Consider the following 14,017-nt stretch of genomic DNA (forward strand, 5'->3'; position numbering starts at 1 on the left):
GGCGGGCCGCGCATGTCACGTCAATGGGTTCCGGTCGAAAAAGTTTCGAGGACAGAAGGTCACGCGTGGGTCACGGGAAACCGTCTGGACCGGAGGGCTTGACACCCCTTCGGGGGGCCCATAGCTTCGCGTCCTGAATCGTTTCATTCAGTGGTCGTTACGACCCGATGTCACAGGAGTCTGACGTGACCGAGCTCGCCGCGGCGAAGGCCGCTCTCAAGACACAGGCCGTCGAGACGCCGTCGTGGGCGTACGGGAACTCGGGCACACGGTTCAAGGTGTTCGCGCAGCAGGGCGTGCCGCGCACCCCGTTCGAGAAGCTGGACGACGCGGCGAAGGTGCACGAGTTCACCGGAGTCGCGCCGACGGTGGCCCTGCACATCCCGTGGGACAAGGTCGACGACTACGCGGCCCTGGCCAAGCACGCCGACCAGCGCGGGGTGAAGCTCGGGGCGATCAACTCCAACACCTTCCAGGACGACGACTACAGGCTCGGGAGCATCTGCCATCCGGAGGCTTCCGTGCGGCGGAAGGCCGTCGACCATCTGCTGGAGTGCGTCGACATCATGGATGCGACGGGCTCGGCGGATCTGAAGCTGTGGTTCGCCGACGGGACGAACTATCCCGGGCAGGACGACATCCGGGGGCGGCAGGACCGGCTGGCCGAGGGGCTGGCCGAGGTCTACGAACGGCTCGGGGACGGGCAGCGGATGCTGCTGGAGTACAAGTTCTTCGAGCCGGCGTTCTACACGACGGACGTACCGGACTGGGGCACCGCCTACGCGCACTGCCTGAAGCTCGGACCGAAGGCGCAGGTCGTCGTCGACACGGGGCATCACGCGCCGGGGACCAACATCGAGTTCATCGTGGCGACGCTGCTGCGCGAGAAGAAGCTCGGAGGATTCGACTTCAACTCGCGGTTCTACGCGGACGACGACCTGATGGTCGGGGCCGCCGACCCGTTCCAGTTGTTCCGGATCATGTACGAGGTCGTGCGGGGCGGTGGGTTCTCACCCGAGGTCGCGTTCATGCTCGACCAGTGCCACAACATCGAGGCGAAGATCCCGGCGATCATCCGGTCGGTGATGAACGTGCAGGAGGCCACGGCGAAGGCGCTGCTGGTCGATGGTGACGCGTTGGGCGCGGCACAGCGCAGCGGTGATGTGCTGGAGGCCAATGCCGTGCTGATGGACGCGTACAACACGGATGTGCGGCCGTTGCTGCGGGAGGTGCGGGAGGAGATGGGGCTGGACCCCGACCCCATCGCGGCGTACCGGCGGTCCGGGTGGGGCGAGCGGATCGTCGCTGAGCGGGTCGGCGGGCAGCAGGCCGGTTGGGGGGCGTGAGCGTCTGCCGGCCTCTGTTTGATTTCGGGCTGCGGGCCGGTTGTGGCTGGTCGCGCAGGTCCCCGCGCCCCTGAAATACACCCTCCGTCGCAAAGGAACTGTTCATGGCTACCCATCCCGAAGCTGCCGCCCTGCTGGCCCGGTCGCATCGGCTCGGCTCCGACCCCCGCAACACCAACTACGCCGGCGGCAACGCCTCCGCCAAGGGCACCGAGACCGACCCCGTCACCGGCGGGGACGTCGAGCTGATGTGGGTCAAGGGGTCCGGCGGTGACCTCGGAACGCTGACCGAGGCCGGGCTGGCCGTGCTGCGGCTGGACCGGATGCGGGCGCTCGTCGACGTGTATCCGGGGGTCGAGCGCGAGGACGAGATGGTCGCCGCGTTCGACTACTGCCTGCACGGCAAGGGCGGGGCCGCCCCGTCCATCGACACCGCCATGCACGGGCTGGTCGAGGCCGCGCACGTCGATCATCTGCACCCGGACTCGGGGATCGCGCTCGCCTGTGCCGCCGACGGGGAGAAGCTGACCACCGAGTGCTTCGGGGACAGCGTGGTGTGGGTGCCGTGGCGGCGTCCGGGGTTCCAGCTGGGGCTGGACATCGCCGCCGTGAAGCAGGCCAATCCGCAGGCCGTCGGGTGCGTTCTCGGCGGGCACGGGATCACCGCCTGGGGCGACACGTCCGAGGAGTGCGAGCGGAACTCGCTGCACATCATCCGGACCGCCGAGCAGTTCCTCGCCGAGCGGGGGAAGGCCGAGCCCTTCGGGCCGGTGATCGAGGGGTACGCCCCGCTGAGTGCCGGTGAGCGGCGGGAGCGGGCCGCCGCGCTCGCCCCGTACGTCCGGGCCGTCGCCTCGCAGGACCGGCCCCAGGTCGGGCACTTCGACGACTCCGAGGTCGTGCTCGGCTTCCTCGCGAGCGCGGAGCACCCGCGGCTGGCCGCGCTCGGGACCTCCTGCCCGGACCACTTCCTGCGGACCAAGGTGCGGCCGCTGGTGCTGGACCTGCCGCCGAGCGCTCCGCTCGACGAGGCGATCGCCCGGCTGAAGGAGCTGCACGCCGGGTACCGCGAGGAGTACGCCGCCTACTACCAGCGGCACGCCCTGCCCGATTCCCCCGCCATGCGCGGCGCCGACCCGGCGATCGTGCTGGTGCCGGGGGTGGGCATGTTCTCCTTCGGCAAGGACAAACAGACCGCCCGGGTCGCCGGCGAGTTCTACGTCAACGCCATCAACGTCATGCGGGGCGCCGAGGCGGTGTCCGCCTACGCGCCGATCGAGGAGTCCGAGAAGTTCCGGATCGAGTACTGGGCGCTGGAAGAGGCCAAGCTCCAGCGGATGCCGAAGCCCAAGGCGCTGGCGACCCGGGTGGCGCTGGTGACGGGTGCCGGGAGCGGGATCGGGAAGGCCATCGCGCACCGGCTCGTGGCCGAGGGGGCGTGCGTGGTCGTCGCCGATCTCAACGCGGAGAACGCCGAGGCCGTCGCCGAGGAACTGGGCGGGCCGGACAAGGCCGTCGCGGTGACGGTGGACGTCACGTCCGAGGAGCAGATCGCCGAGGCGTTCCGGGCGGCCGTGCTGGCCTTCGGCGGGGTGGATCTCGTCGTCAACAACGCGGGCATCTCGGTCTCCAAGCCGCTGCTGGAGACCTCCGCCGGGGACTGGGACCTCCAGCACGACATCATGGCGCGCGGCTCGTTCCTCGTGTCGCGGGAAGCGGCCCGGGTGATGATCGCCCAGGAGCTGGGCGGTGACATCGTCTACATCGCTTCAAAGAACGCCGTGTTCGCCGGCCCCAACAACATCGCCTACTCCGCCACCAAGGCCGACCAGGCGCACCAGGTGCGGCTGCTCGCCGCCGAGCTGGGCGAGCACGGCATCCGGGTCAACGGGATCAACCCGGACGGCGTCGTGCGCGGGTCGGGGATCTTCGCCGGCGGGTGGGGTGCCAAGCGGGCCGCCGTGTACGGGGTGGAGGAGGAGAAGCTGGGTGAGTTCTACGCCCAGCGGACCATCCTCAAGCGCGAGGTGCTCCCGGAGCATGTCGCCAATGCGGTGTTCGCGCTGACCGGCGGGGAGCTCACCCACACGACCGGTCTGCACATCCCGGTCGACGCCGGCGTCGCGGCCGCCTTCCTGCGATGAGCGCGGTCGTGAAGTCGTACGCCGCGGTCGACCTCGGCGCGTCCAGCGGGCGCGTCATGGTCGGCCGCGTCGGCCCGGACTCCCTGGAGCTCAGCGAGGCCCACCGCTTCCCGAACCGGCCGGTGCGGGTGCCCGAGGGGCTGCGCTGGGACGTGCTCGGGCTGTACGCGGGCGTGCTGGAGGGGCTGAAGGCGGCCGGGCAGGTCGACTCCGTCGGCATCGACAGCTGGGCCGTCGACTACGGGCTGCTGGATGCGGACGGGGCGCTGCTCGGCAATCCCGTGCACTACCGGGACTCCCGGACGGAGGGTGTCGCGGAGAAGGTGTGGGCGTCCGTGCCCGCCGGTGAGCTGTACGCCGCGACCGGGTTGCAGTACGCGCCGTTCAACACCCTGTACCAGCTCACCGCCGCCCGTTCCACGGCCCAGCTCGCCCAGGCCCGGCGGCTGTTGCTGGTGCCGGACCTGCTGACGTACTGGCTGACCGGCGAGCAGGGCACGGAGCTGACCAACGCGTCCACGACCCAGCTGATCGACCCCCGGACGCGCGACTGGTCGTACGACATCGCCTCCCGGCTCGGCATCGACCTGGGCCTGTTCGCACCGCTGAGGCAGCCCGGCGATCCGGCGGGGCTGCTGCGCGGCGAGGTGCTGGAGGAGACCGGGCTCGCCGGTCCCGTGCCGGTGACGGCCGTCGGGTCCCACGACACCGCCTCGGCGGTCGCCGCCGTCCCCGCGTCGGGTGAGCGGTTCGCGTACATCTGCACCGGCACCTGGTCCCTGGCCGGGCTGGAGCTGGACGCGCCGGTGCTGACCGAGGAGAGCCGGGCGGCCAACTTCACCAACGAGCTGGGACTGGACGGCACGGTCCGCTACCTGCGGAACATCATGGGACTCTGGCTGCTCCAGGAGTGCGTACGGACCTGGGGCGACCCGGATCTCGGCGCGTTGCTGCTGGAGGCGTCCAAGGTGGAGGCGCTGCGGTCGGTCGTGGACGCGGGCGACGCGGCGTTCCTCGCGCCGGGACGGATGCCGGAGCGGATCGCCGAGGCGTGCCGGTCCTCGGGGCAGCCCGTACCCGCGTCGCCGGCCGAGGTGACGCGCTGCATCCTCGACTCCCTGGCCCTCGCACACCGGAAGGCCGTCGCGGACGCCCAGCGGCTCGCCGGGCACGCGGTCGACGTCGTGCATGTGGTCGGGGGCGGCACGCGCAACGCCCTGCTGTGCCAGCTCACCGCCGACGCCTGCGGGCTGCCCGTGGTGGCCGGGCCCACCGAGGCCGCTGCGCTGGGGAACGTGCTCGTGCAGGCGCGGGCGCACGGACTGGTCGGTGACCTGGCCGGGATGCGGCGGCTGCTCGTGAACACGCAGCCGCTCACCCGGTACGAGCCCCGGGGCGGGACCGAGCGGTGGCACGCCGCGCAGGCCCGGCTCGCCGGGCAGTGACGGGGCCTCCCCCGCGCCTTGTCCCCGCACTACGCTGCACTCATCCGATGATCGACCACTAGGAGCCGCGATGCGTGTCGCCCTGTTCCTGACCTGTGTCAACGACACGCTCTATCCGGACACCGGGCGAGCCGTGGTGAAACTGCTGACCAGGCTGGGCATCGACGTGGACTTCCCGATGGCGCAGACCTGCTGCGGGCAGGCCCACTACAACACCGGATACCGCCATGAGGCCGAGCCGCTCGCCCGGCATTTCTCCGATGTCTTCGGCGAGTACGACGCGATCGTGACACCGTCCGGGTCGTGCGGGGCGATGGTGCGGGAACTGTATCCGCGGATGGGTGAGCGGGCCCGGGCCGAGGGGCGTGGCGACGCCCTCGCGGCCACGCTGGCGCCGGTGGTGCCCAAGACGTACGAGCTCACGGAGTTCCTGGTCGACGTACTGGGCGTGACGGACGTCGGGGCGTCCTACCCGCACAAGGTGACCTACCACCCGACCTGCCACGGGCTGCGCGGACTCGGACTCGGCGAGCGGCCGCGGCGGCTGCTGCAGGCCGTGAAGGGGCTGGAGCTCGTCGAACTGCCGGGGGCGGACGAGTGCTGCGGCTTCGGCGGCACCTTCGCGCTGAAGAACGCCGACGTCTCGGCGGCCATGGGAGCCGACAAGGTGCGCAACGCCGAGTCGACGGGCGCCGAGGTGCTGTGCGCGGCCGACAACTCCTGCCTGATGCACATCGGCGGGACGATGGCCCGGCTGCGGACCGGCATGCGGCCGGTGCACATCGCGGAGATCCTGGCGAGCACGGAGGAGGAACCGGCCGTATGAGCGGGACGTATCTCGGCATGCCGGCGTTTCCGGAGGCCGCACGGGAGGCCGTGGGCAACGCGACCCTGCGCGGCAATCTGCGGCACGCCACACACACCATCCGCGCCAAGCGGGCCAACGCCGTCACGGAGGTGTCCGACTGGGCCGAGCTGCGCGAGGCGGGCAAGCGGATCAAGGACCACACGCTGCGCCATCTCGACCGCTACCTCGTGCAGTTGGAGCAGTCGGTCACGGCCGCGGGGGGCGTCGTGCACTGGGCCGCCGACGCGGACGAGGCCAACGAGATCGTCACCCAGCTCGTGAAGATGACCGGCGAGTCCGAGGTCGTCAAGGTCAAGTCGATGGCCACGCAGGAGATCGGGCTCAACGAGGCGCTGGAGGCCGAGGGCATCCACGCCTACGAGACCGATCTCGCCGAGCTGATCGTGCAGTTGGGCAAGGACCGGCCCTCGCACATCCTCGTCCCCGCCATCCACCGCAACCGGGGCGAGATCCGGGACATCTTCGCCCGGGAGATGAGCGAGTGGGGCCGCCCCGCGCCCGAGGGCCTGACCGACACACCGGCCGAACTCGCCGAGGCCGCCCGGCTGCACCTGCGGGAGAAGTTCCTGCGGGCCAAGGTCGGCATCTCCGGCGCCAACTTCATGGTCGCCGAGACGGGGACCCTGGTCGTCGTGGAGTCCGAGGGCAACGGCCGGATGTGTCTGACGCTGCCCGAGACGCTGATCTCGGTCGTCGGCATCGAGAAGATCGTGCCGACGTGGCGGGACCTGGAGGTGTTCCTGCAGACCCTCCCCCGCTCCTCCACGGCCGAGCGCATGAACCCCTACACGTCGACGTGGACCGGCACGACCGACCAGGACGGCCCGGGCACCTTCCACCTGGTGCTGCTGGACAACGGCCGCACCGACACCCTCGCCGACGAGGTCGGCCGGCAGGCGCTGCGCTGCATCCGCTGCTCGGCCTGCCTCAACGTGTGCCCGGTGTACGAGCGGGCCGGCGGCCACGCCTACGGCTCGGTGTACCCGGGGCCGATCGGCGCGATCCTCAGTCCCCAACTGCGGGGCACAGGCAGCGAGATCGACGCGTCACTGCCGTACGCATCGTCGCTGTGCGGGGCGTGTTACGAGGTGTGCCCGGTCGCCATCGACATCCCCGAGGTGCTGGTGCATCTGCGGGAGCGCGTCGTGGAAGGCGGCGAGGTCACGCGGGAGGGCAACAAGGTGGTGCTGCGGCCCGCGAAGGGGCATGCCGCCGAGCGGGCGGCGATGCGCGCGGCCCGCTGGGCGTTCACGCACCCGGGCGCGCTGCGCACCGGCCAGCGCGCCGCCTCGCGGACGCGCCGCTTCCATCCCCGTACGCTGCCCGGGCCCGGCCGGGCCTGGAGCGGGACCCGGGACCTGCCGCCGGTGCCCGCCGAGCCGTTCCGGGACTGGTGGCAGCGCACGCGCGGCGGGAAGGACGGGGACGAGTGAACAGCAGGGAACGGATCCTGGGGCGGGTGCGGCGCGCACTGACGGACGTACCACGGGACGACGCGCCGTACGAGCAGGCGGTGCCGCGTGACTATGTGCGCGAGCACGGGGAGCGGAGTGTCCCGGAGACGGTGGAACTGCTCGCCGGGAACCTGGCGGACTACCGGGCGATCGTGCACCGCACGGACAGCGGCGGGCTGGCCGGCCTGATCGCGGGGCTGCTGGAGCAGCGCGGTGCGGCTTCGGTGCTGGTGCCGCCCGGGCTGGACGAGGGGTGGCTGGCGGCGACCGGTGTCCCACGGGTGGCGGACCGGGCCGAGAGCACTCCGGGTGAACTCGACCTGGTGGACAGTGTGGTGACTGCCTGTGCGGTCGCGATCGCCGAGACCGGCACCATCGTGCTGGACGGCTCACCCGACCAGGGCCGTCGCCGCATCACCCTCGTCCCCGACCACCACATCTGCGTCGTACGGGTGCCGGACCAGGTGGTCTCCTCCGTGCCTCAGGGACTCGAACGCCTCGACCCGGCGCGCCCGTTGACGTTCATCTCCGGGCCGTCGGCGACCAGTGACATCGAGCTGGACCGGGTCGAGGGGGTGCACGGTCCGCGCACGCTGGAGGTGATCCTGGTGGGCGGCGTCTGACGGGCGATCGTCGGCTCAGGGCAGGATCTCGACGTAACCGCCGTCGACGCGCAGGGCACCGCCTCCCGCGGGCCGGGCGCCAGCCGCTCCTCGTACACCGGGAGCCGCCGGTTCAGGCTCGCCGCGAGGACCTCGCCCTTGCTCGCGAAGAGCTGGTACATGGACCGCTTCGAGACCCCGGCGCTCCGGCACAGCGTCTCGACACCGAGGGAGACGCCCTCGCGACTTCAGCGAGGAGTTCCTGCTCACGCGGCCCCTGCTGACCGCCATCCGGGGTGACGACCCGAAGGTGCTGCTGATCGACGAGACGGACAAGGCCGACGTCGAGGTGGAGGGCCTGCTGCTGGAGGTGCTCAGCGACTTCCAGGTGACCGTCCCCGAGCTCGGCACCATCACGGCGGCGCGCCGCCCCTTCGTCGTCCTCACCTCCAACGCGAGCCGGGAGCTGTCCGAGGCGCTGCGCCGCCGCTGCCTCTTCCTCCACATCGGGTTCCCGGAGGAGGAGCTGGAGCGCAGGATCGTACGGCTGAAGGTGCCGGGCCTCGACGAGGCGCTGGCACGCTCGGTCGTCCGGGTCGTGGGCGCGCTGCGGGCGATGGACCTGCGCAAGGTGCCGTCGGTCGCCGAGACCGTCGCCTGGGCGCACACCCTGCTCGCACTCGGCGCCGGCTCGCTGGACGAGACGGTCGTGCGGGCCACGCTCGGAGTGCTCCTCAAGCACCAGGACGACGTCCTCAAGGCGTCCGCCAAGCTCGACCTGGACACCCTGTGACGACGCCGGCGGGCGTCACCGAGCGGCTGACGTCCCTGGTCGGGGCCCTGCGCGCGCACGGCGTGCGGATCGGTACCGGCGAGAGCGTCGACGCGGCGCGGGCGGTCGGGGAACTCGGCCTCGCGGACCGGGAACTGCTGCGCGAGGGGCTCGCGGCGACGCTGCTGCACGGGCCCGGGCAACGGCAGGTGTTCGACCCGGTCTTCGACCTCTACTTCCCGCGCGGAGCCGGCGGCCCGGAGCAGCGGGCGGCGGGGCGGGAGGACCTGCGGGACCGGCTGGCCGACGCCCTGGCGGCCGACGACCAGGGGATGCTGGGCCGGCTGGCGGCCGAGGCGGTCGACGGTTTCGGTGGCTACGGTTCCTCGCCGGAGTCGGACGGCTGGTCGTCGTACCAGGCGCTCGAACGGCTGCGGCCGCAGACGTTGCTGGCCCGGGTGCGCGACGACGTCCGGGGGCGGGACGGGAGTGCGGGATTCACGGACCGGCTGCTGGAGGACGAGATCCGGCGGCGCATCGACACCTTCCGCGCCCTGGTGGCCGCGGAGGCGCGGCGGCGGGTCGCCGAGCGGCGCGACCGGGACGAGATCGCCCGGCGGGCGGTGGCCCCGACCGCCGACCGGGTCGACTTCCTGTTCGCCGGGAAGGACCGGCTGGCCGAGCTGCGCAGGACGGTTCAGCCACTGGCCCGCAAGCTCGCGACCCGGCTGGCGGCCCGGCGCCGGCGCACCTCCCGGGGCACGATCGATCTGCGGCGGACCCTGCGCGGTTCGCTGTCGACGGGCGGAGTGCCGATGAAGCCGGTGCTGCGCAGGCGGCGTCCCGCCCGCCCCGAACTGGTGCTGCTGTGCGATGTGTCGGGGTCGGTCTCCGGCTTCTCGGACTTCACGATGCTGCTGGTGCAGGCGGTGCACGACCAGTTCAGCAAGGTGCGCGTGTTCGCCTTCGTCAACCGGATCGACGAGGTGACCGGGCTGCTGGAGCACGGCAGGGCCGACCCGGAAGGGCTGGGCTCCCGCATCCAGACGGAGGCGGCGGTCACGGGCCATCACGGCGGCAGCGACTACGGCATGGCGCTGGGCGAGTTCGCGGAGCGCCACGCGGACGCGGTCGGTTCGCGCACGACCGTGTTCGTCCTCGGTGACGCCTGTACGAACCGGAGCGACCCGAACCTGCGGGCCGTACGGCAGATCGCAGCACGGGCGCGCCGGGTCCACTGGCTGAACCCCGAGCAGCGCTCCCGCTGGGGCACGGGCGACTCCGTCGCGCCCGCCTACGCCGAGCTGGTCGAGATGCACGAGTGCCGCAACGCCCGGCAGTTGAGCGCACTGGTGGCGCGGCTGCTGCCGGTGTGATCAGGCGGCGGTGAGCTGCGGGTAGAGGGCGGCCGGGTCGGCCGCCAGCCCGGCCTTGACCTGCCGCGTGATGTCGTCGGCCAGGACCTCGTAGGCACCGGACGTGATGCCGTCGAGGGCCTGGGCCGCGACACTCTCGGCCGTGGACTTGGGGGCGTCGACTCCGGCGGTCATGTCCGTGTCCACGTAGCCGACATGGAGGCCGGTGACGTCGATGCCGCGCGGCTTCAGATCGAGGCGCAGCGAGTTGGTCTGCGACCAGAAGGCGGCTTTGGACGCACTGTAGGAGCCGGCGAGGCCGATCCAGGACAGTACGGAGTGGACGTTGAGGATGTGGCCGCCGCCGTTGCGCTCGATGACGGGGACGAAGGCCCGGGTCACCAGGAGCGGCCCGTAGAAGTTCGTCTCGAACTCGCGGCGCACGTCCTCGACGGGTGAGTCGAGGAAGCTCGCGTTCACCGAGGTACCGGCGTTGTTGATCAGCAGGGTGACGTCCTGCGCCTGCTCGGCGGCCGCGGCGACGGACGCGGGGTCGGTCACCTCCAGGGCGAGCGGCACGGCGTCGGGGTGCGTCACGGTGCGCGGGTCGCGGGCGGTGGCGTACACCTTCGTCGCGCCCCGCTCGTACAGGGCCGCGACCAGGGCGCGGCCGATGCCCCGGCTGCCGCCGGTGACCAGGGCGACGGAACCTTCGATGGCGGTCATGGGAGTCTCCTTCACGTTTCTCATCATGGAAACCGATCGGTTTCTCATGACGGGAAGTGTAAACCGATCGGTTTCCATGGGCAAGGAGAGGGCCGTTCCGGGACACGCGAACCCGGGATGAATCAGGGTTCGTCCCCGATGCCCCGGGCGAGGAGGGTTCCCTACGCTCGCCGTGAGCGGAGGGGGGTCCCATGAAGGCAGTGGTGCAGGACCGGTACGGCTCGGCGGACACGCTGGAGTTCAGGGACGTCGACAGACCGGCGCCGGGCGCCGGTGAGGTGCTGGTGCGGGTGCACGCGGCCTCGGTCAACGCCTACGACTGGCACTTCATGCGCGGTGACCCGCTGATCGGCCGCGGCACGATGGGGCTGCGCCGGCCCAGGACGCCGGTGCGGGGCCGGGACTTCGCGGGCCGGGTCGAGGCGCTGGGCGCCGGCGTCACGGGACTCGAGCCCGGGGACGAGGTGTACGGGGAGGCCGACGGCACCTTCGCCGAGTACGTCTGCGCGCGGGACGCCGAGGTGGGCCCCAAGCCCGCCAACCTCACCTTCGAGGAGGCCGCGGCCATGCCTCTGGCGGGGAACACCGCCCTCATCGGCCTGCGGGACGTCGCCCGGGTGCGGCCGGGCCAGGCGGTCCTGGTGAACGGGGCGTCGGGCGGAGTGGGCACGTTCGCCGTGCAGCTCGGCAAGGCGTACGGCGCGGAGGTGACGGCCGTGTGCAGCACGCGGAACGCGGACCTGGTCCGCTCACTCGGCGCGGACCACGTCATCGACTACACGCGGGAGGACTTCACCCGGGGCGGGCGGCGGTACGACGTCGTACTGGACCTGGTCGGCAACCACCCGCTCGGGGCGCTCCGGCGCGTCCTCTCCCCCACCGGGGTCCTCGCCCTGTCCGGCGGAGGCGTGTACGAGGGCGGCAGCGTCGTGGGACCGATGGGACTCTTCCTCAAGCGGCAGGTCGTGGCGCCCTTCGCACGGGGCCAGCGGCTGCTGGAGATCTCAGCACGGCAGAACAAGGCGAACCTGGCGGCGCTGCGGGAACTGGCCGAGGCCGGGAAGATCTCCCCGGTCGTCGAGCGGACGTATCCGCTCGACGAGGCGGCCGAGGCGATCCGGTACCTGGAGGTGGAACACGCGCGGGCGAAGGTGGTCGTCACCGTGTGACGCGCCACCGGCGCGCAGGTCAAAGATCAAGCTAGTCCTTCTTGGCGTACTCCTTGGCCATGCCGCCCGCGAAGTCGTACACCACGCACGGCTCGTCGCCCACGACCCAGGCGTCGTGCCCGGGCGAGCAGACGAACACGTCACCGGGCCCCACCTCGCTTTCCGCGCCGTCGTCCATGCGGAGGTGCATACGGCCCGATACGACGTAGCCGTTGTGGTGGATCCGGCAACTGTCGGTACCGGCGATCGGAGCCACGGACTCGGACCAGCGCCAGCCGGGTTCGAACGCCGCCACGGCGAAGTCCAGTCCCGTCATGTGGACGGCTTCCATGTGGCCCCGGGGGTAGTCGCGCCGCTCGTCCGGCTTGTCGAGCGTCTTCACTTCAAGCATGACGCTCCTCCTCGGTGAGGGATGTCCTTCCATCGTCCGTCCGTCAAGCGGGCGACGCCATTCCGGGGGCGGCGGGGCCGCAGAGCCCCGCGAAGCGCTCGGCGTCGATGTTGCCGCCGGAGATGATCACGCCGACGCGCCCCGGGAGAGGGCCCGCGCGGCCGGTGAGCAGGGCGGCCAGCGGAGTGGCGCCGCTGGGCTCGATGACGATCTTCAGGCGTTCGAAGGCGAACCGCATCGCGTCCCGGATCTCGCCGTCGGAGACCAGGACGACGTCGTCGAGGAGTGCGCGGTTCATCGAGAAGGTCAGCTCGCCGGGCGTGTGCAGGGCCTGGCCGTCGGCGATCGTGTGCGGGACGGGGATGCTGACGCGCCGCCCCGCCGCCAGGGAGCGCCTGGTGTCGTCCCCGGCCTCCGGCTCGACACCGATCATCCGGATGCCCGGGTGCAGGCCCTTGGCCGCCGTGGCGCTGCCGGCCATGAGCCCGCCGCCGCCGACCGGCGTCAGCAGAGCCCCCAGTTCCCCCGCTTCCTCGAGGAGTTCGAGAGCGGCCGTGCCCTGCCCCGCGATGACGTGCGGGTGCTCGTAGGGCGGGATGACCGTCAGGCCCCGCTCGGCGGCCAGGGCCTCGGCGATGGCGACGCGGTCGCCGGTGTAGCGGTCGTACGTGACGATCTCGGCGCCGTAGCCGGCGGTGGCCGCCCGCTTCGACGGCGGGGCGTCCTCGGGCATGACGATCACCGCGGTGGTGCCGAGCTCACGCGCGGCCAGGGCGACGGCCTGCGCGTGGTTGCCGGAGGAGTAGGCGGCGATGCCGCGGGACAGCTGCTCAGGGGTGAGCCGGGAGGCGGCGTTGTAGGCGCCGCGGAACTTGAAGGCACCCACACGCTGGAAGTTCTCGCACTTGAGGTGGACCTCGGCGCCGACGAGCGCGTCGAGCGTGCGGGAGCGCAGCACGGGCGTGCGGTGGGCGACGCCCTCGAGGCGGGCTGCGGCGTCCCGGACGTCGTCGAGGGTGACCGGCGGGGTGGTGGTCGTCACGCGGATCCTCCGTTGGCAGTGTCGTGGGCGGCCCTGGCACGGGACAGGTAGTTGTAGGCGGAGGCGCGGGAGATGCCGAGCCGGGCGGCGACCTGCTCGACGGCTCCGCGTACGGCGAAGACGCCACGGGTGTCCAGTCCGCCGAACAGCTCCAGGCGTTCCGCGCGGTCCAGTTCCGCCCAGCTCCCCCGCTGTTTCGACTGGTGGGCGTCGACGAGGGCGTCGACCACGGAGTCGATGTCGTTGCCGAAGGTGGTGGTCGGCAGCTCCACCGCGGCGGCGCCGGACCCGGCCAGCGCGCCGAGCAGCCGGTGCACCTGGTCGACGGCGCCGACGTCGACGTTGACGCAGAGGGCGCCGAAGACGGCTCCTTCGGAGTCCCGGAGCACCATCGTGGAGGACTTCACCAGCGTGCCGTTCCGGGTGCGGGTGACGTAGTTGAGTTCGTCGGCGGCCCCGTCACCGCCCGCGAGGACGCGCATGCCGATCTCGCTCATCGCCCCGCCCACCGAGCGCCCGGTCACGGAACCGGCCACGGCGACCACCGACTTCTCCGGGTTCCGGTAGTCGTGCAGCACGACCTCACAGACCGGTCCGAAGGTCGCGGCGATCCCGTCGACGACCGGCGTCAGCGCGGCGAGGATCGCGTTCCGTTCGGCGTCCAGCTCTGGTGCCATCCCGTCTCCTCTCACTTCACCCCTTC

At 71.8% G+C, this 14,017-nt stretch carries 12 protein-coding genes and 2 pseudogenes; 9 read left to right on the forward strand and 5 right to left on the reverse strand.

The genetic code is table 11. From position 1 onward, the window contains the following. Nucleotides 1–185: 185 nt before the first annotated feature. The 6 genes from rhaI to ACFU3E_RS17895 all read left to right on the forward strand — a co-directional run bounded on the left by rhaI (nt 186) and on the right by ACFU3E_RS17895 (nt 7,880). A complete protein-coding gene (rhaI, locus tag ACFU3E_RS17870) occupies nt 186–1,346 on the forward strand; it encodes an L-rhamnose isomerase (protein WP_384158452.1) in 1,161 nt (386 codons plus the stop codon). 104 nt (nt 1,347–1,450) lie between these two features. Next, nucleotides 1,451–3,490, forward strand: coding sequence for a bifunctional aldolase/short-chain dehydrogenase (locus tag ACFU3E_RS17875; protein WP_384158455.1), 2,040 nt, complete (start codon nt 1,451–1,453; stop codon nt 3,488–3,490). Further along, nucleotides 3,487–4,935 (forward strand): rhamnulokinase family protein, encoded by a 1,449-nt coding sequence (locus ACFU3E_RS17880; RefSeq protein ID WP_384158458.1) that lies wholly within the window; start codon nt 3,487–3,489, stop codon nt 4,933–4,935. The genes ACFU3E_RS17875 and ACFU3E_RS17880 overlap by 4 nt, the downstream gene beginning before the upstream one ends. A 70-nt stretch (nt 4,936–5,005) precedes the next feature. After that, nucleotides 5,006–5,761 (forward strand): (Fe-S)-binding protein, encoded by a 756-nt coding sequence (locus tag ACFU3E_RS17885; protein WP_384158461.1) that lies wholly within the window; start codon nt 5,006–5,008, stop codon nt 5,759–5,761. Next, nucleotides 5,758–7,236: a LutB/LldF family L-lactate oxidation iron-sulfur protein gene (locus tag ACFU3E_RS17890; RefSeq protein WP_384158464.1), complete on the forward strand. Its 1,479-nt coding sequence runs from the start codon at nt 5,758–5,760 to the stop codon at nt 7,234–7,236. The genes ACFU3E_RS17885 and ACFU3E_RS17890 overlap by 4 nt, the downstream gene beginning before the upstream one ends. Then, on the forward strand, nt 7,233–7,880 hold the full coding sequence (locus ACFU3E_RS17895) for a lactate utilization protein C (protein ID WP_384158467.1): 648 nt from the start codon (nt 7,233–7,235) through the stop codon (nt 7,878–7,880). The genes ACFU3E_RS17890 and ACFU3E_RS17895 overlap by 4 nt, the downstream gene beginning before the upstream one ends. 62 nt (nt 7,881–7,942) lie before the next feature. Here the strand turns inward: ACFU3E_RS17895 and ACFU3E_RS17900 are convergent. Beyond that, a pseudogene (locus ACFU3E_RS17900) lies at nt 7,943–8,104 on the reverse strand (TetR family transcriptional regulator); the annotation flags it as partial. A gap of 2 nt (nt 8,105–8,106) precedes the next feature. Between ACFU3E_RS17900 and ACFU3E_RS17905 the strand changes: the two are divergent. Continuing rightward, nucleotides 8,107–8,652: pseudogene (locus ACFU3E_RS17905) on the forward strand (AAA family ATPase); the annotation flags it as partial. Continuing rightward, nucleotides 8,649–10,007 carry a VWA domain-containing protein gene (locus ACFU3E_RS17910; protein ID WP_384158470.1) on the forward strand — a complete coding sequence of 453 codons (1,359 nt, stop codon included), beginning with the start codon at nt 8,649–8,651 and terminating at the stop codon, nt 10,005–10,007. The pseudogene ACFU3E_RS17905 and the gene ACFU3E_RS17910, both read left to right, overlap by 4 nt. On the opposite strand, the gene ACFU3E_RS17915 is transcribed toward ACFU3E_RS17910, so the two are convergent. Then, complete coding sequence (locus ACFU3E_RS17915) at nt 10,008–10,712, reverse strand: SDR family oxidoreductase (RefSeq protein ID WP_384158472.1); 705 nt, start codon at nt 10,710–10,712, stop codon at nt 10,008–10,010. A gap of 191 nt (nt 10,713–10,903) precedes the next feature. Between ACFU3E_RS17915 and ACFU3E_RS17920 the strand changes: the two genes are divergently transcribed. Further along, a complete protein-coding gene (locus tag ACFU3E_RS17920; RefSeq protein WP_384158475.1) occupies nt 10,904–11,881 on the forward strand; it encodes an NAD(P)-dependent alcohol dehydrogenase in 978 nt (325 codons plus the stop codon). A gap of 31 nt (nt 11,882–11,912) precedes the next feature. Here the strand turns inward: ACFU3E_RS17920 and ACFU3E_RS17925 are convergent, their stop codons facing one another. Genes ACFU3E_RS17925 through ACFU3E_RS17935 form a run of 3 tightly spaced genes read right to left on the reverse strand, consistent with a single transcriptional unit; the run spans nt 11,913 to nt 13,991 of the window. Next, nucleotides 11,913–12,272, reverse strand: coding sequence for a cupin domain-containing protein (locus ACFU3E_RS17925; RefSeq protein WP_384158478.1), 360 nt, complete (start codon nt 12,270–12,272; stop codon nt 11,913–11,915). 43 nt (nt 12,273–12,315) lie between these two features. Next, on the reverse strand, nt 12,316–13,314 hold the full coding sequence (locus ACFU3E_RS17930) for a pyridoxal-phosphate dependent enzyme (protein ID WP_384158481.1): 999 nt from the start codon (nt 13,312–13,314) through the stop codon (nt 12,316–12,318). Further along, entirely contained in the window at nt 13,311–13,991 is a 681-nt protein-coding gene (locus ACFU3E_RS17935) for a transcriptional regulator (protein ID WP_384158484.1), read from the reverse strand. Before ACFU3E_RS17935 ends, ACFU3E_RS17930 begins: the two co-directional genes overlap by 4 nt. Nucleotides 13,992–14,017 lie beyond the last annotated feature (26 nt).

This window comes from Streptomyces sp. NPDC057424 (genome assembly GCF_042803315.1).
Taxonomy (GTDB): domain Bacteria; phylum Actinomycetota; class Actinomycetes; order Streptomycetales; family Streptomycetaceae; genus Streptomyces.

Bases quoted from the DNA above. Each gene is read 5' to 3' on its own strand.
- ACFU3E_RS17925 (WP_384158478.1), bottom strand. From the start codon at position 12,272: ATGCTTGAAGTGAAGACGCTCGACAAGCCGGACGAGCGGCGCGACTAC.
- ACFU3E_RS17920 (WP_384158475.1), top strand. From the start codon at position 10,904: ATGAAGGCAGTGGTGCAGGACCGGTACGGCTCGGCGGACACGCTGGAG.
- ACFU3E_RS17880 (WP_384158458.1), top strand. From the start codon at position 3,487: ATGAGCGCGGTCGTGAAGTCGTACGCCGCGGTCGACCTCGGCGCGTCC.
- ACFU3E_RS17885 (WP_384158461.1), top strand. From the start codon at position 5,006: ATGCGTGTCGCCCTGTTCCTGACCTGTGTCAACGACACGCTCTATCCG.
- ACFU3E_RS17890 (WP_384158464.1), top strand. From the start codon at position 5,758: ATGAGCGGGACGTATCTCGGCATGCCGGCGTTTCCGGAGGCCGCACGG.
- ACFU3E_RS17935 (WP_384158484.1), bottom strand. From the start codon at position 13,991: ATGGCACCAGAGCTGGACGCCGAACGGAACGCGATCCTCGCCGCGCTG.
- ACFU3E_RS17875 (WP_384158455.1), top strand. From the start codon at position 1,451: ATGGCTACCCATCCCGAAGCTGCCGCCCTGCTGGCCCGGTCGCATCGG.
- ACFU3E_RS17915 (WP_384158472.1), bottom strand. From the start codon at position 10,712: ATGACCGCCATCGAAGGTTCCGTCGCCCTGGTCACCGGCGGCAGCCGG.